The organism is Pseudomonas sp. SJZ080 (assembly GCF_007828295.1).
Lineage (GTDB): Bacteria > Pseudomonadota > Gammaproteobacteria > Pseudomonadales > Pseudomonadaceae > Aquipseudomonas > Aquipseudomonas migulae_A.
Genome location: NZ_VIUK01000015.1, coordinates 82,445 through 103,566 on the forward strand (window position 1 = coordinate 82,445; position 21,122 = coordinate 103,566).

Annotated in this window: 17 protein-coding genes; 14 read left to right on the top strand and 3 right to left on the bottom strand. The window is 58.7% G+C overall.

The window, feature by feature from the left end; all coding sequences use genetic code 11:
* Positions 1-234: 234 nt before the first annotated feature.
* The 3 genes from FBY04_RS19680 (at position 235) to pgm (ending at position 4,880) form a co-directional block, all read left to right on the top strand.
* Positions 235-1,725: a hypothetical protein gene (locus FBY04_RS19680; protein WP_145316389.1), complete on the top strand. Its 1,491-nt coding sequence runs from the start codon at positions 235-237 to the stop codon at positions 1,723-1,725.
* Entirely contained in the window at positions 1,722-3,122 is a 1,401-nt protein-coding gene (locus tag FBY04_RS19685; RefSeq protein ID WP_145316477.1) for a PLP-dependent aminotransferase family protein, read from the top strand. Before FBY04_RS19680 ends, FBY04_RS19685 begins: the two co-directional genes overlap by 4 nt.
* 111 nt (positions 3,123-3,233) lie before the next feature.
* On the top strand, positions 3,234-4,880 hold the full coding sequence (gene pgm / locus FBY04_RS19690; RefSeq protein ID WP_084322957.1) for a phosphoglucomutase (alpha-D-glucose-1,6-bisphosphate-dependent): 1,647 nt from the start codon (positions 3,234-3,236) through the stop codon (positions 4,878-4,880).
* 152 nt (positions 4,881-5,032) lie between these two features.
* Here pgm and FBY04_RS19695 read toward each other — a convergent pair whose 3' ends face one another.
* A complete protein-coding gene (locus tag FBY04_RS19695) occupies positions 5,033-5,728 on the bottom strand; it encodes a pirin family protein (protein WP_145316391.1) in 696 nt (231 codons plus the stop codon).
* Positions 5,729-5,965: 237 nt separating this feature from the next.
* Between FBY04_RS19695 and FBY04_RS19700 the strand changes: the two genes are divergently transcribed.
* Complete coding sequence (locus FBY04_RS19700; RefSeq protein ID WP_145316393.1) at positions 5,966-8,440, top strand: UvrD-helicase domain-containing protein; 2,475 nt, start codon at positions 5,966-5,968, stop codon at positions 8,438-8,440.
* 121 nt (positions 8,441-8,561) lie between these two features.
* Here the strand turns inward: FBY04_RS19700 and FBY04_RS19705 are convergent, their stop codons facing one another.
* The gene (locus FBY04_RS19705; protein ID WP_145316395.1) at positions 8,562-8,834 is read right to left on the bottom strand and encodes a DUF1652 domain-containing protein; all 273 of its coding nucleotides are present in this window, start codon (positions 8,832-8,834) and stop codon (positions 8,562-8,564) included.
* Between the two features lie 262 nt (positions 8,835-9,096).
* Between FBY04_RS19705 and FBY04_RS19710 the strand changes: the two genes are divergently transcribed.
* The 5 genes from FBY04_RS19710 (at position 9,097) to FBY04_RS19730 (ending at position 13,547) form a co-directional block, all read left to right on the top strand.
* Positions 9,097-9,912, top strand: a complete 816-nt coding sequence (locus FBY04_RS19710; protein WP_145316397.1) for a nuclear transport factor 2 family protein — start codon at positions 9,097-9,099, stop codon at positions 9,910-9,912.
* A gap of 50 nt (positions 9,913-9,962) precedes the next feature.
* Positions 9,963-11,369 (top strand): FAD-binding oxidoreductase, encoded by a 1,407-nt coding sequence (locus FBY04_RS19715; protein WP_145316399.1) that lies wholly within the window; start codon positions 9,963-9,965, stop codon positions 11,367-11,369.
* Positions 11,370-11,400: 31 nt separating this feature from the next.
* Positions 11,401-11,742 carry a cupin domain-containing protein gene (locus FBY04_RS19720; RefSeq protein ID WP_084322962.1) on the top strand — a complete coding sequence of 114 codons (342 nt, stop codon included), beginning with the start codon at positions 11,401-11,403 and terminating at the stop codon, positions 11,740-11,742.
* A 47-nt stretch (positions 11,743-11,789) separates the two neighbouring features.
* Positions 11,790-12,875 (top strand): polyamine ABC transporter substrate-binding protein, encoded by a 1,086-nt coding sequence (locus tag FBY04_RS19725; RefSeq protein WP_145316401.1) that lies wholly within the window; start codon positions 11,790-11,792, stop codon positions 12,873-12,875.
* A gap of 192 nt (positions 12,876-13,067) precedes the next feature.
* Entirely contained in the window at positions 13,068-13,547 is a 480-nt protein-coding gene (locus tag FBY04_RS19730) for a hypothetical protein (RefSeq protein ID WP_145316403.1), read from the top strand.
* A gap of 19 nt (positions 13,548-13,566) precedes the next feature.
* Here FBY04_RS19730 and FBY04_RS19735 read toward each other — a convergent pair whose 3' ends face one another.
* Positions 13,567-14,223, bottom strand: coding sequence for an MliC family protein (locus FBY04_RS19735; protein ID WP_084322965.1), 657 nt, complete (start codon positions 14,221-14,223; stop codon positions 13,567-13,569).
* 412 nt (positions 14,224-14,635) lie between these two features.
* Between FBY04_RS19735 and FBY04_RS19740 the strand changes: the two genes are divergently transcribed.
* The 5 genes from FBY04_RS19740 to FBY04_RS19760 all read left to right on the top strand — a co-directional run bounded on the left by FBY04_RS19740 (position 14,636) and on the right by FBY04_RS19760 (position 21,103).
* A complete protein-coding gene (locus FBY04_RS19740; RefSeq protein WP_084322966.1) occupies positions 14,636-16,093 on the top strand; it encodes a serralysin family metalloprotease in 1,458 nt (485 codons plus the stop codon).
* A gap of 75 nt (positions 16,094-16,168) precedes the next feature.
* Positions 16,169-16,555, top strand: a complete 387-nt coding sequence (locus tag FBY04_RS19745; protein WP_178118296.1) for an AprI/Inh family metalloprotease inhibitor — start codon at positions 16,169-16,171, stop codon at positions 16,553-16,555.
* Positions 16,556-16,635: 80 nt separating this feature from the next.
* Complete coding sequence (locus FBY04_RS19750; RefSeq protein ID WP_145316407.1) at positions 16,636-18,402, top strand: type I secretion system permease/ATPase; 1,767 nt, start codon at positions 16,636-16,638, stop codon at positions 18,400-18,402.
* A complete protein-coding gene (locus FBY04_RS19755) occupies positions 18,399-19,733 on the top strand; it encodes an HlyD family type I secretion periplasmic adaptor subunit (protein ID WP_145316409.1) in 1,335 nt (444 codons plus the stop codon). Before FBY04_RS19750 ends, FBY04_RS19755 begins: the two co-directional genes overlap by 4 nt.
* Before the next feature lie 2 nt (positions 19,734-19,735).
* On the top strand, positions 19,736-21,103 hold the full coding sequence (locus tag FBY04_RS19760) for a TolC family outer membrane protein (RefSeq protein WP_145316411.1): 1,368 nt from the start codon (positions 19,736-19,738) through the stop codon (positions 21,101-21,103).
* Positions 21,104-21,122 lie beyond the last annotated feature (19 nt).

Below are 21,122 nucleotides of genomic sequence, written 5' to 3' on the forward strand. Positions count from 1 at the left end.
ACATTTCCTAGGACGTCTCTCGTAGTCCGCAGACGCAGGTATTACGGGGCTTTGCGATGGGCTGTCTGTCGCCAGGGCAATCGCGCTGTTCAGATTCATCAAATATCTTCTGAAAGTTTAAGTGTTAGCATTCGGGCATAGCATTCAGCACTTCAATCGTGGCGGGCAATCGGTTTGCACATTGCATTTCGTTGTTTGCGCACTATTGAACTTACGAGTATCAGGTAAATAAAGATGACCCTTATCCATGATCAGGCGATGAATTATGTCTATCAGCAAATGCTGCAACGTTTGCTGAGTTTCTTCTCGCGGGCCGAACGTACGGCATTGCAGCTGATGATTCAGCGGTTGGTGGTCACCGCCGGTGGAATGGAGCGCATTGGCGACTACAAGGTGCTCGCCATTCAGTCCGGGTCCCGGGACAGTTGCTACACCCTGGCGCTACTGCGCGCGGCGCAGCTCAGTATTGCCGGCAGGGCACCTTCCACGTTCCAGCTGCGCGTGGCTTCCTTGCGTATGAGCGGTCTCAGTGCCTCGGCGCAAGACAACATTCATCGCAGCCACAGCGCATTGTTCCTCTACGATGACCCGAGGGTCGAAGTATTGATGGCTGATAACCGGGAGGTCTTGCCATTCAGGCATCCGGCGCCGGTCTCGGAGGCCGGCCGCGAAGCCAGTCGGCTCAATCTGCTGATGGTGGGGCATCGTCGGACCCTCGACGGGCCGCTCGATCTGTGGGACGACGGCTATCTGGCCACTGGCGAATTCGTTGGGCAAATTGCCCGGTGGAGCAGCGGCGTGGATGCATTGATCTGCAGCGATACGCCACGTCAGCAGAAACTGTTTATCGAGGGTTTGAAGCGGGCGGCCGCGAAGGCCGGGCTCACGACGTCCGATCATCCCGGAACCGGCTTTGACGAGCTGTTTGCAGTGCTCGACGAACTCGGCAGCGATTGTTACCGCACGTTTTATGACGGGCGTGGCCCGGCGCAATGGCGTCCGGCCGAACAATTCGAAGCCTGCCGTCGCGCCACGTTCATCGACATTCACGACCTCCTGGTCAGCAACCGGGAAGAGCGATGGCCGCTGCTCACTGAGTTTCTGGGGTTTCAGCCTGACGAACTCACGGCCCAGCTCAGTGAGAACGAATACGTCAGCCCTTCGATCTCTGCCCATGTCCGTGGGTTGCAAGCGTGCTTCGTGCATGGTCACAGCTATGAGACGGGCGTCGCCGAATACTTGCAGCGAGCCTTGGTGATGATGCGTCGCAAGCAACTGTCGGAGCGTCTGTGCGAACAAGCCGTGGAGACCTTTGGCAGCCCGGCGAAGTTGTCCGATCAGCGTGCACTGGCAGCGGCCGAAGCGCACAAAAGCCTTGGGTTGAACGAGGCGCAGCTGGTGTGCCTGCTCTTCGCGCCTTTTGTCGAAAACGGCGCCGGGCTTGAGCGTTTCCTGCGTCAATGCCACCCGGGCATGCTGGTGGCGATGCCTGACTTGCACCGTGCGATGCAGGGCCACCCGGTGCCTGAACAGATTGTGCACTGGATGGTCGACGTCAGCGGGTTGCCCGTCAGCCTGATCGGCAAGCTGTACCGCATGGGGCCGGTGCCTGGCGTCGAGGGCAGGGTGAATGACGGGGAGCCCGACGACGCGGACGGGCAATCCGAAGCCGTCGATCCTGGTCATGATGCAGTGGTGGCAGGTGAATGGTCAGCGGGACATTGAAAGGACCTCGCGAAACCGACTTTGCCTATCAGGCGGTGTACCGATACCTGACCCACCTGATCAACGAGCCGGTCAGCGACACGAGCGTACGCTTGCCATCGTTACGCCAGTTGGCCAATCGTTTGAGCGTGTCGATCTCGACCATTCAGTACGTTTATTCGCTGCTGGAGAAAGAAGGGCGTGTCTATTCGGTGGCCAAGTCCGGCTATTACGCATTGCCGGTGTCCTCGATCAACATGCCCGGCAATGGCAACGACCTGCTCGAAACGGTTTATGTCAGCGCCAGGCGCCCGGGCATGCTGGTCTTCAGTGCCGATGAGCCGGCGCTGCTACAGCCCCTCGACAGTCCATTGTTGCTGCTGGAGCGCGAACTGCTGCGCCAATACCCGCGCCTGCCACAACCGCCTTCACAACCTTGCGGCGAGCTCGAACTGCGCGCCGCACTTGCGGCGCGTTACACCACGTCGCCGGTGCGTTGCTGGCATGCCGATCACGTCTATGTCGGCGCAGACTTGCGCGGAGTCCTGGAAATATTGATCGCTGTACTGGGGCTCAAGGACGCCGTGGTGGTGATCGAGTCGCCGTGTGACTGGTCGATTCTGCGTCTGCTTCAGGCGGCGGACGTTCAAGTCATCGAATGGCCGGTGCAAGCCAATGGCAGCCTGGACGTCGAGCGACTCAAGTCACTGCTGGAAACCCGACCGGTGCGGCTGGTGATGCTGTCGTCGGGGTTGAGCGCACCACGGGGCAGCCTGCCGCCCGACGACAATCGACTCGCCATTGCGCAGTTGCTGGAGCAGCATGGCAGTTGGGTGCTGGAAAACGACTGTTACGGCGACCTCGAATTCGAGCCGGGCGGTTTGCGATTCCGCGACCTGCTCGACCCGGAGCGGCTGATCGTGTTCTCCACGTTCGAGAAAATCATCGGTCCGGAAGCGCCTTACGGCTATCTGCTTTCGCGCCATTTCAGCGAGCAAATGCAGCGGCACTTTCTGCTACGCTCATTTCGCCTGTCGCCGATTCGCCAGAAAGCCATTGCCCGTTTGTACGCCAATGGCCGGATCGATCAGCACCTTCAGGTGCTGCGCAGATTGCTCAAGGACCGCAAGGTACACATGACGCAGCTATTGCAGGAGCGTCTGGGTGACGCCCTGCATGTCGTCGATCCTCAGGGCGGGGCGACGATCTGGGCACGCTCACTGCGCGAGGTCGATATGCGTCGAGTGTTCCAGCGCTTGCTCAAGCATCATGTGGTGATTGCGCCGGGGGAACTCTTCAGTCTGCAGGGCCTGCACACGCAGCACTTGCGCTTGAGTCATGCGTTCGGCGGAGATCATGACATCGGTGCTGCATTGAGCCTGCTGGGGGATGCCTTGCGGTTGGAATCGGTGGACTGAACACGGCCGTAAACCTCCTTTCAGGCCCGTGGATCGATCCCATCGCGTTGCGGTCAAACTGCCAGTAAACTGCGGTCCTATTCCTGAACCACTCTATTTCAGAGGTTTTGCATGACACTCAGTCCTTTTGCGGGCAAACCGGCACCGGCAGAATCGTTGGTCGACATCCCGCGACTGGTAACGGCCTATTACACCGGCCAGCCCGACGCCGCCATCTCCACCCAGCGCGTTGCCTTCGGCACGTCCGGGCACCGGGGCAGCTCGTTCGACCTGAGTTTCAACGAATGGCACGTCCTGGCCATCAGCCAGGCGATCTGCCTTTACCGCGAAGCCCAGGGCATCGACGGGCCGCTGTTCGTCGGCATCGATACCCATGCGCTGTCCACCCCGGCCGGCGCCAGTGCCCTCGAAGTACTGGCGGCCAATGGCGTGACGGTGATGATTGCCGAGGGTGACGAATACACCCCCACACCAGCTATTTCCCACGCCATTCTCTGCTACAACCGCGGCCGCACTTCCGGGCTGGCGGACGGTATCGTCATCACGCCGTCCCACAACCCTCCGCAAAGCGGTGGCTACAAATACAACCCTACCAACGGTGGTCCGGCCGATACCCACATCACCAAGTGGATCGAAGCCAAGGCCAACGAACTGCTGGGCAACAAGCTTGCCGGCGTCAAACGCATCAGCTACGAACAGGCGCTGAAGGCCAGCACCACCCATCGTCATGATTACCTCAACACCTATGTTGCCGACCTGATCAACGTGATCGACTTCGATGCCATTCGCGATGCCAAGCTGCGTCTGGGCGTAGATCCGCTGGGCGGAGCAGGGGTGCGCTACTGGTCGGCAATTGCCGAACACTACAAGCTGGACCTGGACGTGGTGAACAAGCAGGTCGATCCGACATTCCGTTTCATGACGGTCGACTGGGACGGCCAGATCCGCATGGACCCGTCATCCACCCACGCGATGCAAGGCCTGATCGGCTTGAAAGAGCGCTTCGACGTGGCGTTCGCCTGCGATCCGGACCACGACCGCCACGGCATCGTGACCCCGTCGGGTGGGTTGCTGGCGCCGAACAGTTACCTGGCGGTATCGATCGACTACCTGTTCCAGAACCGCCCACTATGGCGCGCCGATGCCGCGGTAGGTAAAACCGTGGTCAGCAGCGGCTTGATCGATCGCGTGGCCAAGCGTTTGGGCCGCCGCCTGTACGAAGTGCCGGTCGGTTTCAAATGGTTTGCGGACGGTCTGTTCGACGGCTCGCTGGGTTTTGGTGGCGAAGAAAGCGCCGGTGCGTCGTTCCTGCGCAAGGACGGCGGTGTCTGGAGTACCGACAAGGACGGTTTGATCCCGGCGCTGCTGGCGGCAGAAATGACCGCTCGTACCGGTCGTGATCCAAGCCAGGCTTACCGCGCGTTGACTGACGAACTGGGCGAGCCGTTCTCGGTGCGCGTCGATGCCAAGGCCAATCCGGAACAGAAAGCGCTGCTGAGCAAGTTGTCGCCGGATCAGGTCACTTCCACCCAACTGGCAGGCGAAGCGATCCAGAGCATCCTCAGTCATGCGCCGGGCAACGACCAGGCTATCGGCGGGCTGAAAGTCATGACAGAGAATGGCTGGTTTGCGGCGCGTCCGTCGGGTACGGAGGACATTTACAAGATCTACGCCGAGAGTTTCGTCAGTGACGAGCACCTGAAGCAGTTGGTGGCCGAAGCCCAAACCCTCGTGGATGGCGCAATTTCAGCGAAGTGATCGAGGGCTCTGTGGCGAGGGGACAAGTCCCCTCGTCACAATTCCGCTGTCCAGTCCTGAAACAGGTGCAAACCTTATTCAGGACGGGACAAGCATGTAAAAAAGGGGCGACCATTTCCGGTCGCCCCTTTTTTTGCGTTTCATTTACCCAATCAAGCCAGGTCCACCAAAACGATTTCACTGTCCTCAATGGCCGTCACCCGCAACACCTGCTCATCGACCACAGCAACACCGTCTCGAGCTTGTGCGCGCAACCCATTGACTTCAATGACACCCGTGGCCGGCACCAGGTATGCACGACGGCTGCTGTCCAGCCGATACTCGGCAGACTCGCCGGCCTTCAGGTTCGCTGCCACCAGCCGTGCATCCGCACGAATCCGCAGGCTTTGGTCGTCGCCGCTCTTGCCACTGGCCAGGGTCACGAAACCTTCGCGCTGGCCTTTAGGGAACGGCTTGGCGCCCCATGACGGTGCCAGACCGGTTTCGTTCGGGATGATCCAGATCTGGAAGATTCTGGTTTCGGTGGCTTCCAGGTTGTACTCGCTGTGTGCGATCCCGGTGCCGGCACTCATGACCTGAACGTCACCCGCTTCGGTGCGGCCCTTGTTACCGAGGTTATCTTCGTGAGTAATCGCGCCTTCACGAACGTAAGTGATGATCTCCATGTCCCGGTGAGGGTGTTTCGGGAAGCCGGTGCCGGAGGCGATCACGTCATCGTTCCACACCCGCAGGTTGCCCCAGTTCATGCGTTTTGGGTCGTGGTACTCGGCGAACGAAAAGTGGTGATGAGCATCCAACCAGCCATGGTGGGCGCCGCCCAGGGAGTTGAAAGGTCTGAGTTCGAGCATGATCGTCTCCTGAAATGGGTTTTGATGGCGAGCATCATCCATCAGGCATCGATCGATAAAAAGCGTAAAAAGTGCCTCAATACCATCGAATAAGTTGATATCAAATAACCTCGAAACATTCTCACCCAGCCTTCACTTCATCGCATAAGCCAATGACCTGTAAGCATTTCACTAGAACTGAACGGCAAATGCAGACACCATAGCCTTCAACAGCCTCACACCCTGGAGTCAGCCCGCGTGCCGCAACACACCCCCGATCTTCCTCCTGAACTTCGTCCCCTGGCCGAGATGCCGCTGCTCAAGCGTCTTGCGGCCCGGTTCTTCGGCCATGGCCTGACCCGGCTGCGCGCGCAGCACCGCGCCTCATGGCTGCATGGCCAGGCTGATGGCTTTCGCAGCGGTCACATCGCGGGTGTGGATTATGGCTATAAGGAAGGCAAGCTCGAAGGGTTGGAGGAAGGTCGGCAGGTGTTGCTGATCCGTGACTCGCGCTCGACCGAACACCGCGCGCCCAACGTCGACGACAACTTGTTCGATGATTGGCGCCTGCCCTTGAGTGCGGACTTGAAAAAACGCATGAAGGCCGACGTTGCCCGTTTCCTGCCAGCCCATTCCCAACCCAGTGCCGCGCAGTGGAAGATGATCTTCAGTGACACGCCATCGACGTCGGTGATCGCCGGAGCGGGTGCGGGCAAGTCCACCACACTGGTGTTGCGTATCTTGCTGCTGACTCACTATTTGGGTTTCGAGCTCGATTCGATGACCGTGGTGACGTTTACGCGGGAGTCGCGCAAGGACTTCATCAATAAGCTGATCGAGTTGTTTGCGCTCTGGGGCCGGTCACTCAGCTTCAAAGAGGCGCGGGATCTGGTGCGCACCTTCCATTCGCGAATCCTGCCGATGGTGCGCAGTCTGCCGGGCTTCGAACGGCTACAAGCCTTCGAAAACCTCAGTCATCGCCCACAAAATGGCGATGAGGAAGCCGACAGCAATCCGTTCGACCTGCGTATCAATGACGCTCAGCGTCAGCAGCTCAACGCCTGTTACCACAGCCTGCACACCCGCGATGAGCGTTTCCGCGAGCTGATCAAACCGTTATCCCGCCATGCCTTGCAGCTCAAGGAATTGGAGCGCGATCACCCGGATGTGCAAAAGCGCATGGCCGTGACCGAACTGGCGGCCAAGCGTGATGAAGAACTGTGCGATTTCATCGAGGACTTGTGGTTCCGCGCCGGTGCCTGGCCGATCAAGGGCATCGAGCCCAATCGTCAGTCGTTCGATATCAATGGCTCGACGTTTCACTGCCATGGCTATATTCCAAGCCTGGACGCCTGGGTGGTACTGGGGTTCGATCCACGGGAAAATCCGCAGGTCAGCCGTCCGAATGCCAAGCTCAGCGTTCGCGCCGAGTGGGCTGTGAAACGAACACTGTTTCAAGCTTTCTGTCGTAAGCCATTGATATGGTTGGATAGTTACGAATCATCAAAGCGTGTTTTGGCCTCGCTGGCAGGGGATGCCAGCGCCGGGCCGGGGTTCGATTACAAGGTCAAGGGTGAACTCGGTTCCGCGCCGTTGCTCGACTGTTTCGTTGCAGCGGCCGGGTTTATCGAGAACCTGGGGCTGGATGTTCCGGGCGCCGTTGGCCAGATGAGTTTCGCGAAGGACGACCCGGACCGTTTTTTCTTCGAAGCCCTGAGCCTTTACTGGCGCGCACTGGAAGATCATCTGCTGGATCAGAAACCGCCGGTGATGACCTACAACCGCATGTTTGCCTTGTTCAGCGAGCACTCCCCGGAAAATCAGAAGCTGCTGAGCGATGAACTGCTGCGGCCCCTGTCGCACCTGATGATCGACGAATTTCAGGATGTCTCGCCGCAGATCGTCTCCTGGATTCGTGCCAGCCTGGCGGAAATTCGCAGTCGTGGCCCGGCCATGCACGTTGGTCGCGGCGCCCAGCGTTCGTCGCTGCTCTGCGTGGGCGATGACTGGCAGTCCATTTATGGATGGCGCGGCAGTTCGCCCACGTACTTCATGGAATTCAACAAGGAATTCCCGTCGCCGAGCACCACCAGGGTCATGCTCAGTGACAACTACCGCAGCCATCAGCACATCATCGATGCCGCCGAACATATCGTCCGCGCCGCACCGGCGATCGCCGGAAAAAAGGCCAAGGCCAGCGGCGAGCCGAGGTCGCTGCTTCCGGTCAATGTGCTGGATCGCGACGATCAGGGCATGGCCAAGCGCCTGATGGATCACTACAGAAAGGGTGATTCAATCTTGATGCTTTATCGAAAAAGTAGCGATAAGTCATTGATAGAAGAGCATATTCAGTCTGTAGTTAATGTTGATTCTAGCTTGCCGTACGAATCGCGACGGCTGAAGCAACTGACCTACCATAGCGCCAAAGGCCTTCAGGCCGATGCCGTGTTCTTGCTCGGGGATTGTCAGCACCTGACCAGTTCGCCTTACAAGAATCAGGTCTACCGCATGGCGGGTCTCGGCAAACCGGGCGACAACGAGGCGTATGACAACGCCCAGAAAGACGAGATCCTGCGACTGGCTTATGTCGGCATCACCCGGGCGGTGAGCCATTGCTACTGGTATGTCGACGGCCAGGACACTCAGGCGGCGAACCTGCCCAAGGCTTCCGACCGGATTGGCAAGGGCAAAGCGTTTTTTGCCGATCATCGCGCAGGCAAGACATCGGCGTAAGCCTTGAAAGATCGCAGCCTCGTTTCACTCGACAGCTCCTACCAAGGGAATGCGTAACCCTGTAGGAACTGTCGAGTGAAACGAGGCTGCGATCATTTTTAAAAAAAAAGCGGTTCAACCTTCAGGCATAACTCCTGAGGGCTACCGGTGGAATGAAAGACTCCAGCTCATCCTCCACCGCTTCGATGATGCGTTCCACATCCGCGGCATTCATGACCGTTGCGCATGGAATACCGGCGATGGCGATCATGGTCTCGCCACTGGCGCGGTCAAACAGACGGGCGATCATGCTGCCCGGTGCGTCCATGGTCGCCTCAAAACCCATGGGATGAAAATGCCAGCGCATCAGCTGGCAGGCGTTTGGAAAGGTGACCTTACTGAACCCTTTATTCATATGTTGCCCGCCTTCTTCATCGAGCGCTTCCGTTAGCTCATGTTAGGAGGGAAGAGCCTTCATTGGCTCAACCGGTGACTGCATTTAAAAGTAGCATCCGTATGTGAAAGGAATGTGGATTTTTCAGGCCGTTTAGCGATTGGTTCAGTTTTTTTGATTCAGGTCACAGCGCTGCGTTTGTTAGGCGAAAGGCCAGTATCGAATCGACGTTGAAGCCGGGGCTGAATTTCGGCAAGCTCGCTTTTTTCTCATCGAGACCTTTATGCCCGCCGATGACGATGGTCCGTTGCAAACCCAGGCCACGAGCGAGACGGTCATGCGCTATCACCTGCGCTGGAAACACCGGGACCTGGACGGGGTCATGGCGCTGTATCACCCGAATGTTCAGTACAACGACTTTTTCCAGAACCGAGTGATGGGGCTGGACGAGTTGCGCGAGTACGTGCGCAGCAGCATGCCGCGCGATCCCGATGAAGCGCTGGAGCACTCGGACCGCATTCGACTGGACGGCAACACGGCATTCATTCAATACCGCATTACGCTGCGCGGCGGTGAAGGGCTGGTGTCCTTTCGAGCCAGTGAAGCGATTACCGTGCGCGACGGGCTGATCTGGCGGGTCAATGAATACGCCTCGCTGGTGCATGAGCGGCCCGTCAGCAAAACCGCCAACAATCAGCGTCCAGCCGCCAGCCGGCTCGGGTTGTCGCCACGTCAGCTGAGTTTCATGGCGCAAGACCTGCAACAGTATTTCCAGCGTCAGCAGCCTTATCTGGATCCCGAGCTCGACCTGCAACGGGTGGCGAAGGAGTGCGGTTACAGTCGCAACCAGATTTCCTATCTGCTGAATCAGGTGCTGGGCCAGAGTTTCTATCGCTACGTTAACCAGGCGCGGTTGCAGCATCTGCTTGCCGCGCTGGACACCGCCACGCCGCCGCTACGGATCGATGAGCTGGCGTTTGCAGCCGGCTTCAATTCGCTGTCGGCGTTTTACAGCTGCTTCCGCCAGCACACCGGCCTGTCGCCGAAGGCCTACGCCAAACAAATTTCTTTGCGTGCACGCGCGCAAGACAGCCTCTGAGCCCACGCACTAGGATCGACGCCATCGAAACTTGAGTGGCGGAGTCCTGCATGCCGGCGTGGCGCAAAATCAGTTTGTGGATGGACCAGCTCGACGAGCCCTTGTTGGCGCGTCCGGCGCTGGAGCAGGATCTGGACGTCGATGTCGCCATCATTGGCGCGGGATACACCGGCCTCTGGACCGCGTACTACCTCAAGCGCCTGGCGCCGGGCCTGGACATCGCCATCATTGAAGCGCAGACCGCCGGTTTCGGTGCCTCGGGCCGCAACGGCGGCTGGCTGATGGGCAACATCCTCGGCGAAGACCGGCTGCTGGCGGATCTGCCCGCTGAACAGCGCCGCGCCTCTTATGATCTTCTGCACAGCATTCCGGATGAAGTCGAGATTGTCATCGAACGTGAAGGCATCGACTGCGATTTCAGAAAAGGTGGTGCGCTGTATTGCGCCGCGCGCTATCCGGAACAGGAAGCCAGCCTGCGGCACTATCTGGACAAGCTCTACCGACAAGGCCTGACCGAAAGCGATTACCGCTGGCTCAGCCCGGAGCAGTTGGCGCAACAAATCAGAATTGCCAAGCCTTATGGCGGTATCTATGCACCGCACGTCGCGACCCTTCATCCAGCAAAACTGGTGCGAGGACTGGCTCGGACGGTGGAACGCATGGGCGTCAGGATTTACGAAAACAGCCCGGTCACCCATTGGCAGTCGGGCAGCCTGCGCACGGCGAAAACCGCGGTACGCGCTCGCTGGATCGTTCCGGCGGTAGAAGGTTACGCAGCCACCTTGCCACCGTTGGGCCGTTACCAGTTGCCGGTGCAAAGCCTGATTGTGGCGACTGAGCCGCTGTCCGCTGCCACTTGGGACGAAATCGGCCTGAGTCGCGGTCAGGCGTTTGGCGAAAGCAGCCGCCAGGTCACTTACGGTCAGCGTACGGCGGATAACCGTCTGGTGTTCGGCGCGAGGGGCGGCTATCAGTTCGCCGGCAAGCTGCGCCATGACTTCGACCTGACCACCAGCGAAGTAGAGCTGCGCCGTTACCTGTTCGGCGAACTGTTCCCGCAACTCAAGAACGTACGGATCACTCACGGCTGGGGTGGCAACCTGGGCATGTCCCGGCGGTTCAAGCCGCACATGCTGTGTGATCAAGCGAGCGGCATAGCGATTTCTGGCGGCTATGGCGGGGAGGGTGTCGGCGCCAGCAACCTGGGCGGGCGAACCCTGGCCGATCTGATTCTGCAGCGCGATACCGGGCTGGTTCACCAGCCGTGGGTCATCCCTCAAGGCGGTCTCGACGCGCTCAAAGCCTGGGAGCCGGAACCCTGCCGCTGGCTCGGCTACAACGCGATCATCCGCAGCTTCGTCCATGAAGACCAGACCCTGGCAAACCCGGCGACTGCACCCTGGCGGCGCAAACTGGCCAGCGGCGTAGCAGGGTTCATGGAAGGTTTCATGCAGTAAACGGCGGCTCTCTACATCCAAAGGTATTCCCATGAGCATCACGCAATTCAAGAACACCGCAACGCTGAAGCTGGACGAATCAAACCCGGTCGCCATGCCACTGGGAACGCCCGTGGCGGTGGCGTCCACCACCAGTGTCGAACGCGACGATGGCGTCGAAACCGGCATCTGGGAATGCACCCCCGGTCGCTGGCGCCGGCAGATCGTGGCCCAGGAATTCTGTCATTTCATCCAGGGACGCTGCACCTTCACTCCGGACGATGGTGAAACCCTCTACATAGAAGCCGGCGATGCACTGATGTTGCCAGCCAACAGCCTCGGGATCTGGGACATCCAGGAAACCGTGCGTAAGACCTACGTTCTGATTTTTTGATCCTCTGATTGCCTGCCAACAACAATAACCCCCACAGGAATCCACTCATGATCCGAAAGACTCTGGCATTGGCCCCATTGGCGCTCGTCGCCTCCTTCAGTCACGCGGCCGACACCGTCAAGATCTACAACTGGTCGGACTACATCGCCCCGGACACCACCAAAAACTTCCAGACAGCGACCGGCATTGGCTTTAGCTACGACGTCTACGACAGCAACGAAACCCTCGACGGCAAGTTGATGACCGGTAAATCCGGCTACGACGTGGTGTTCCCGTCCAATCACTTCATGGCCCGGCAGATTCAGGGCGGGGCGCTGAAAAAACTCGATAAAAGTCAGTTGCCGAACTGGAAAAATCTGAATCCGGTCTTGCTCACGGCTTTGCAGACCAACGATCCGGGCAACGAGCACGGCTTCCCGTATCTATGGGGCAGCACCGGCATCGGCTACAACATCGCCAAGGTCAAAGCGGTGTTGGGCGATAACGCCCCCGTGGATTCCTGGGACCTGATCTTCAAGCCCGAGAACATGGCGAAGCTGCAGAAGTGCGGCGTGGCGATCCTCGACAATGGCCCGGAATTGCTCCCGGCGGCGCTGAACTACCTGGGCCTGCCGCATCACAGCAAGAACCCGGAAGACTACAAGAAGGCTGAAGCGCTGCTAATGAGAGTCCGGCCTTACGTCAGCTATTTCCACTCGTCCAAGTACACCAGCGACCTCGCGAACGGTGATATCTGTGTGGCCGTCGGTTTCTCCGGGGACATCCTGCAAGCCGAAAATCGCGCGAAGGAAGCCAACAACGGCGTCGACATTGGCTATGCGATTCCCAAGGAAGGCGCTGCGATCTGGTTCGACATGGTCGCCATGCCCGCCGACGCCCCGGACGAAAAAGCCGGTTATGCCTTCATGAACTACCTGCTGCGCCCGGACGTCATGGCCAGCATCAGCAACTACGTGCATTACGCCAATGGCAACGAACAGGCTGACAGTCTGATCGACCCGGCCATCAAGAACGACACCAAGGTCTACCCGAGCCCGGAAATGATGGGCAAGTTGTTTGCACTGGAAGCGATGCCGCTGAATGTAGACCGGATCCGGACACGGGTTTGGAACAAGATTCGCACTGGCAGTTGAGGTAACGGGAGTTGTCGTCCCGGCGCTGGTACTCCCGGCGCCGGACCTTTGGTAAAAGGCATTTGATATGCCGAACAAGTCTTGAGGCCTGTCATTTTTATCAGGTTTATCTGCGTCATTTTTGATTTGTAATGATCAGGTGAGCAGTAGCTCGCTACCGCAAAAGCGGTTACCCAATCAAAGGGAAATGACATGACAAATGATCTGAACAAAAAATTTCAAGCGCCTGTGCAAACACCACTCGCCGGTACGATGAAAGGGACCATCACGCCGACGGATGCTCCTGACAAAAAATTCGACTACACGAGTACTGTGGTAATACGTAGATCACAGAATGGCATCATGCGTGTAGAGAGTAAGATGACAGTGCAGGACGCCGATACCCCGGTTCATGTGGAATTTCAGCTCGTCGGCGAAAATGCACCCTCGAAGACATACAGACTTGAGGATAAAGAGGTTGAAGCTCTTTTCATTTATTACCCTTATGATCCCTTCTATACATTCAATGCCATAAGCGGCTATATCACCCTTGAAAACCATACCCCGGAGTCAAGAATCACTGGTGTCTTGGACTTCACAGCGGAAGCGGTTGTGGGGTGGCACCAATATCATGTAGAGATGGTATTTGAGGTGACAGGAGTTACAACTGTGACCCGCCCCGGCAAAAATTGACAGGTTGTCTGTTGCGCGATCAGCCCGTCTGCTCGACGGTACAACTCATTAGCGCAGAACCCGGCATCTGGAAAAAGGCCTCGTTGCCGTCTTGCCAGAAGCTGTAGTTGCCCCGGTTATCCCTGGCGCTGTATCGGGTCTCGGAATCATTCGGCACCTGGGTGAGGGTGACAGAGGTATTCGCCCATTTCAGGTATACGACACCCGGCTCGACGTTGAAGAACGTGGCGGCAATCAACGCGTTTAACCCTGTGCAATGCAAGGCGACGGGACCATCGGTGAGCCTGTACGGATCCTTGGTTCGCGCAATCGCCGAACCCTGACGGAGCTGATGCGCACGCTCGGCATAACTTCGAATCGTGCATGCCTTGGGCTCTTTGTCGGCTGCACACTGATTGCGGGCGTCGACCCAGAATCGCTGGTCGATCTCGACTTTGTCAGGACGCGGCACTGAATGATCGTCCGTGAGTGCCAGGCGATAAAGGCGCGTCAGTTCGATCTCCATCTGCTTCAGTTGGGGGTCGCGACAGATCAGTTTCTCGACGGCTGCGCTGGCCCTGGCACAATCGAAGCTGGTCGCCAGGACCGTAGAAGTCCCGGCCTTTGCACAAAGGCTGGTCGTCGCGCACGCGCTGGCGGCGATGAGAGCGGCCAAAAAGGGCGTGACCATTTTCATGTCGGCTTCCACCCGGATCGTCTATGAGCTTCGCGAAGAACGATAACTCGGTATTTCAGTGTGGTCACATTCCTCGAAAAGTCTAATTTTCACTGATCGAACTGTACGAAGCAGAACTTGAATAGTCGGACGATTCTCATTCGGGCAACTTACCTTTATTTAATATTTAAATTGTCGATTGTCAGACAATGCGCTGAATCGTTATTTTTATATTCCATGCTTTTTCGATGCGCCTATTGTTTTCGGGCACTTTCCCAAACACACAAACTTAACGTCAAAAAAGTAGTGGACGTTTGATTTCAAATTGTGTCAGTTTTCTTTCGCCTTCATTGGGCGAGTGATAGGACGATCTCGCCAGAGATTATCGCTATCTGACTAAAACTGTTCCATAGCAATACAAGGAAGTGTGTTTATGTCGAAAGTAAAAGGTAACGCTATTGAGAGTGCCGAACTGGCCTTTCAGCCCTTGCAAGCGTTGGCTGCCCCGAGTTCCGCGTTCAATCAGATCAATAGTTTCAGCCATCAATACGACCGTGGCGGCAACCTCACGGTCAATGGCAAACCGTCGTTCTCCGTCGATCAGGCAGCCACCCAATTGCTGCGCGACGGTGCTGCCTACCAGGACAAGGATGGCAGCGGCAAAATCGAATTGACCTACACGTTCCTGACCTCGGCCTCGTCGAGCACCATGAACAAGCACGGGATCACCGGGTTCAGCCAATTCAGTGCGCAGCAAAAAGGCCAGGCCGTGCTCGCCATGCAATCCTGGGCCGACGTGGCCAACGTCACCTTCACAGAAAAGGCCACCGGCGGCGACGGTCACATGACCTTCGGCAACTACAGCGGTGGTCAGGACGGCGCAGCGGCATTCGCTTATTTGCCCGGCACGGGCGCAGGTTACGACGGGACTTCCTGGTACCTGACCAACAGCAGCTACACGCCTAACAAGACCCCGGACCTGAACAACTACGGCCGGCAAACCCTGACCCACGAAATCGGTCACACCCTGGGCCTGGCCCATCCCGGCGACTACAACGCCGGTGAAGGCGCACCGACCTACAACGACGCGTCCTACGGGCAAGACACCCGCGGCTACAGCGTCATGAGTTACTGGAGTGAAAGCAACACCAGCCAGAACTTCAGCAAGGGCGGTGTCGAAGCCTATTCATCGGGCCCGCTGATGGACGATATCGCAGCCATCCAGAAACTCTACGGCGCCAACACCACCACCCGGACCGGCGACACCACCTACGGTTTCAACTCCAACGCCGGTCGCGACTTCCTCAGCGCGTCCTCGTCGTCGGACAAGGTCGTGTTTTCGGTGTGGGATGCGGGCGGCAAGGACACCCTGGATTTCTCCGGGTTTACTCAAAACCAGAAGATCAATCTCAATGAAGCCTCGTTCTCCGACGTTGGCGGCCTGGTGGGCAACGTGTCCATTGCCAAAGGCGTTACTGTGGAGAACGCTATCGGCGGTTCGGGCAATGATTTGCTGATCGGTAACGGTGTCGCCAACGAGCTGAAGGGCGGTGCCGGAAACGACATCCTTTTTGGTGCGGGCGGTGCAGACAAGTTGTGGGGCGGCGCCGGTTCGGACACTTTTGTGTTCGCGGCCAGCAGCGACTCCAAGCCGGGTTCGGTCGACCAGATCCTCGACTTTGTCAGCGGTCTGGACAAGATCGACCTGACCGGTATCACCAACGGCGCAGGCCTGCATTTCGTGAGCGCATTCACGGGTGCGGCGGGCGATGCAGTGCTGACCACCTCTGGTGGCAACAGCCTGTTGTCGGTGGACTTCTCCGGGCATGGCGTGGCTGACTTCCTCGTCAGCACCGTGGGCCAGGCGGCGTTCTCGGACATCGTGGCCTGATTCAAGGCAAAAGGAGGGCGGTGCCGAAAGCGCCGCTCTTTGCCCCTTGAGCCACAACCCTGAGTAAAACGCCTTATGATCCCTGACGCTTTTACCTACAAAGCAACCGCGTGGCTGTTCGCGACGCTCATGATTTTTTTTGGAGATGTAGCCATGGCAAGCAGCCTGAAGTTGGCAGACCCGTCGGAGTTGGCGGGGAAATGGCGGGTGACGCAGCAGGACGCCCCGTCGAACGTCTGCCCCCTGGAATTCAAAGCTAACCAGACCCTGGGCGACGGCACCGAATGCCTCGCTGGATGGCTGGGAGAGCAGCCGATCGGTTGGTTTCCTGAGCCCGACGGCATCGCGCTCACCGGTAAGGAAGGGTCGAAGATTGTGTTTTTCAGTCGTCAGCGTGACGGACTGTATCGAGGCACTTCGAAGACCGGGCTGGTCATTACACTTGAGCACCCGCTGCATTAATCGAAACCCTACAAGTTGTTATTAAAGTGTAAGTAACGACCTCGCCAGGCAGGCGAGGGATAACACCTCAGGAAGAGCGCATGAAGATGGCTAAGAACCCGGTCACCGCGCCGTTAATTATGGCGCTGGGTGATTACAAGAGCATTCTGATCAGCGTCGGCTGTTTTACGGCGCTGATCAACATTCTGATGTTAGTGCCCTCTATTTACATGCTTCAGGTTTATGACCGGGTATTGTCCTCACAAAATGAAACCACGCTGGCCATGTTTTCGCTCATGGTCGTCGGGTTCTTTGCGTTTATCGGTTTGCTGGAGATTGTTCGCAGTTTCATCGTCATTCGTATCGGCAGCCAACTGGAGCGCCGCTTCAACCTGCGGGTGTATCAGGCGGCTTTCGAACGCAACCTGTTCAGAGGCGAGGGCAACGCCGGGCAGTCGCTGGGGGATCTGACTCACATACGCCAATTCGTCACCGGCCCGGCGTTGTTTGCTTTCTTCGATGCGCCTTGGTTTCCGGTGTACCTGTTCGTGATTTATCTGTTCAACGTCTGGCTCGGCGTGTTTGCCACGGCGGGCGCCGTATTGCTGATCGGGCTGGCGTGTCTCAACGAGGCGATGACCAAAAAGCCGCTGGGTGAAGCGGCAGTTTTTTCCCAGAAGTCCAGCCAGATGGCCACCAGTCACCTGCATAACGCGGAAACCATTCAAGCCATGGGCATGCTCGGTGCCTTGCGCCATCGCTGGTTCCAGGTGCATTCGCGCTTCCTCGGCCTGCAGAACCAGGCCAGTGATACCGGCGCAGTCATCAGTTCCCTGAGCAAAACCCTGCGCCTTTGCCTGCAATCACTCGTGCTGGGACTGGGTGCATTGCTGGTGATCAAGGGCGACATGACGGCCGGGATGATGATCGCCGGCTCGATCCTGATGGGGCGTGTGCTGAGCCCCATCGACCAGTTGATCGCCGTGTGGAAACAGTGGAGTGGCGCGAAACTCGCCTACCGACGTCTCGACGCGCTGCTACAAGCCTTTCCACCGAGCGACGACGCCATGGCGTTGCCGGCGCCGAAAGGGCAGATCACCTTCGAACAGGTCAGTGCCGGTCCTCCCGGCCAACGGGGCGCGACCTTGCACCTGGTCAGTTTCCAGCTCGGTGCCGGCGAAGTGCTGGGCGTGCTGGGTGCCTCCGGTTCCGGCAAGTCGACGTTGGCTCGAGTATTGGTCGGCGTGTGGCCGACCCTCGGCGGCACCGTGCGGCTGGACGGTGCCGACATCCATCGCTGGAATCGCGACGAACTCGGTCCCTTCATCGGTTACTTGCCGCAGGACATCGAACTGTTCAGCGGCAGCATCGCGCAAAACATCGCCCGATTCCGTGACGCCGACCCGCAAAAAGTTGTGGAAGCGGCGCATCAGGCGGGCGTCCATGACTTGATCCTGCGCCTGCCTCGGGGCTACGACACGGTGCTTGGCGAGGATGGCAGCGGTTTGTCCGGTGGTCAGAAACAGCGTGTGGCACTCGCGCGAGCCCTGTATGGCAAACCGAGCCTGGTGGTGCTGGATGAACCGAATTCCAACCTCGACACCGTCGGCGAAGCCGCATTGGCCGGCGCGATTGCGCAAATGAAAGCCCAGGGCACCAGCGTGATTCTGGTGACTCACCGTTCTTCGGCGCTGGCCCAGGCCGACAAATTGCTGGTGCTCAACGATGGACGTTTGCAGGCGTTCGGCCCGAGCCAGGATGTGCTCAAGGCGCTCGCCGGCGCTCAGGAACACAAGCCAGCGCAGGCACCGGCCGGGCTGAGCATGAGCCGGCAGTATCAGTCCTCGACAAGGAATTCGGGCGTATGAGCAACACTAGCGAAGCCACCCTGGAACACGATTACATCGCCGAGCGCCCTGAACGCGATGCACGCTATTTCGCCCGCGCGGGCTGGATACTGGCGATTGTCGGCGCCGGCAGTTTCTTTGCCTGGGCCAGCCTCGCGCCGCTCGACCAGGGCATTCCCGTGCAAGGCACGGTCGTGGTCTCCGGTAAACGCAAAGCCGTGCAATCGATGAGCAGCGGCGTGGTCAGCCAGATTCGGGTGCGCGAAGGCGAGGTGGTGAAGCAGGGCCAGCCATTGTTCCAGCTCGACCGCACGCAAGTCGCCGCCGACGTGCAATCCCTGCGGGCCCAATACCGCATGGCCTGGGCCAGCCTGGCACGCTGGCAAAGCGAACGGGACAACCTTGGGCAGGTGAGTTTTCCTGCCGAACTGAGCACCGATCCTGACCCGCGCCTGGCACTGGTGCTGGAAGGTCAGCGGCAGTTGTTCAGCAGTCGCCGCCAAGCGTTTTCCCGCGAACAGGCCGCCTTGCGCGCCAGCATCGAAGGCGCCGGGGCGCAACTGGCCGGCATGCGCCGCGCCCGTTCGGACCTGACGGCTCAAGCCAGTTCGCTGCAACAACAGTTGGGCAATCTCCAGCCGCTGGCAGACAACGGCTACATTCCGCGCAACCGGTTGATGGAGTACCAGCGTCAGCTATCGCAAGTTCAACAACAATTGGCAGAAAACACCGGAGAAAGCGGCCGGGTAGAGCAGGGGATCCTCGAATCGCGCCTGAAGCTGCAACAACACATCGAGGAATACCAGAAAGAAGTCCGCACCCAACTGGCCGATGCGCAGCTCAAAAGCGTGACCCTCGAAGAGCAACTGACCTCTGCCGGATTCGACCTGCAACACAGCGAGATTATCGCCACCGCCGACGGCATTGCGGTCAACCTGGGTGTGCACACCGAAGGCGCCGTGGTGCGTCAGGGCGAAACTCTGCTGGAGATCGTCCCGCAAGGCACACACCTGGAAGTCGAAGGGCACTTGCCGATCAACCTGATCGACAAGGTCGGCACGCACCTGCCGGTGGACATCCTGTTCACCGCGTTCAACCAGAGCCGCACCCCGCGCGTGCCCGGCGAAGTCAGCCTGATTTCCGCCGACCAGATGGTCGATGAGAAAACCGGCGTGCCGTATTACGTGCTGCGCAGCAGCGTCAGCGATCAGGCCATGGAAAAACTCAACGGTCTGGTGATCAAGCCCGGCATGCCTGCGGAAATGTTCGTGCGCACCGGCGAGCGCTCTCTCCTCAACTACCTGTTCAAACCGCTGCTCGACCGCGCAGGTTCCGCGTTGACCGAGGAATAAGGATGTTCCGCTGTATGAATAAGCTTTCCCTTTTTGCAGCGAGTTTCGCGTTGCTGACCTGCAACACTTCAATGGCCATGGGCCCGTTCGACATTTACGAACAAGCGTTGCGCAATGATCCGGTGTTTCTCGGTGCCATCAAGGAACGCGATGCCGGCCTGGAAAATCGCGCCATTGGCCGCGCCGGGCTGCTGCCACACCTGGGTTACACCTACAACAAGGGCCGCAACACCTCCAAGGTCACTTACCTCAATGAGCGCGGGCAAAACCAGCGCGATGATCGCAACTACAGCAGTTACGGCTCGACCCTGACGTTGCAGCAGCCGTTGATCGATTACGAAGCCTATGCGGCGTACCGAAAAGGCGTGGCGCAATCGCTGTTTGCCGACGAAGCCTTCCGTGGCAAGAGCCAGGAGTTGCTGGTACGCGTGCTGGAAAGCTACACCCAGGCGCTGTTCGCCCAGGACCAGATCGACATTGCACTGGCGAAAAAGAAAGCCTTCGAACAACAGTTCCAGCAGAACGAACACATGTTCCGTCAGGGTGAGGGCACGCGCACCGATATTCTCGAGGCGGAATCCCGTTACGAACTGGCGACCGCCGAAGAAATCGAGGCGCGCAATGAGCAGGATGCGTCCTTGCGAGAGCTCGGCGCGCTGATTGGCGTGCCGGCCATCGACATCGCAGACCTGGCGCCGCTGGACCAGAACTTCCAGACCTTCACCCTGCGACCCGCCCGCTACGACACTTGGCACGAGATGGCCGTGGCAAACAACCCGAACCTGGCTTCACAGCGCCAAGCCGTGGAAGTGGCGCGTTACGAAGTCGAACGCAATCGCGCCGGGCACCTGCCGAAAGTCAGTGCCTACGCGTCGGTGCGGCAGAACGAATCGGAAAGTGGCAACACCTACAACCAGCGCTACGACACCAACACCATTGGTATCGAGGTCAATGTGCCGCTGTATGCCGGCGGCGGGGTTTCCGCCTCGACGCGCCAGGCCAGCCGCGCGATGGAGCAGGCTGAATATCAGCTTGACGGTCAGACCCGGGAGACGCTGATCGAGCTGCGTCGGCAGTTCAGCGCGTGCCAGTCCGGGGTGAGCAAATTGCGGGCCTATCAGAAAGCCCTGACGTCCGCCGAAGCCCTGGTGGTCTCGACGAAGCAAAGCATCCTTGGCGGTGAACGGATCAACCTCGATGCGCTCAACGCCGAACAGCAGCTCTACACCACACGCCGCGACCTGGCCCAGACCCGGTACGACTATTTGATGGCCTGGATCAAGTTGCATTACTACGCCGGAACCTTGAGCGAGCAGGAGCTGGCCAAGGTTGACGAGGCGTTTGGGCGAGGCCGCCGCAACGATCTCTGACAATTCCAACAAAAAAAGA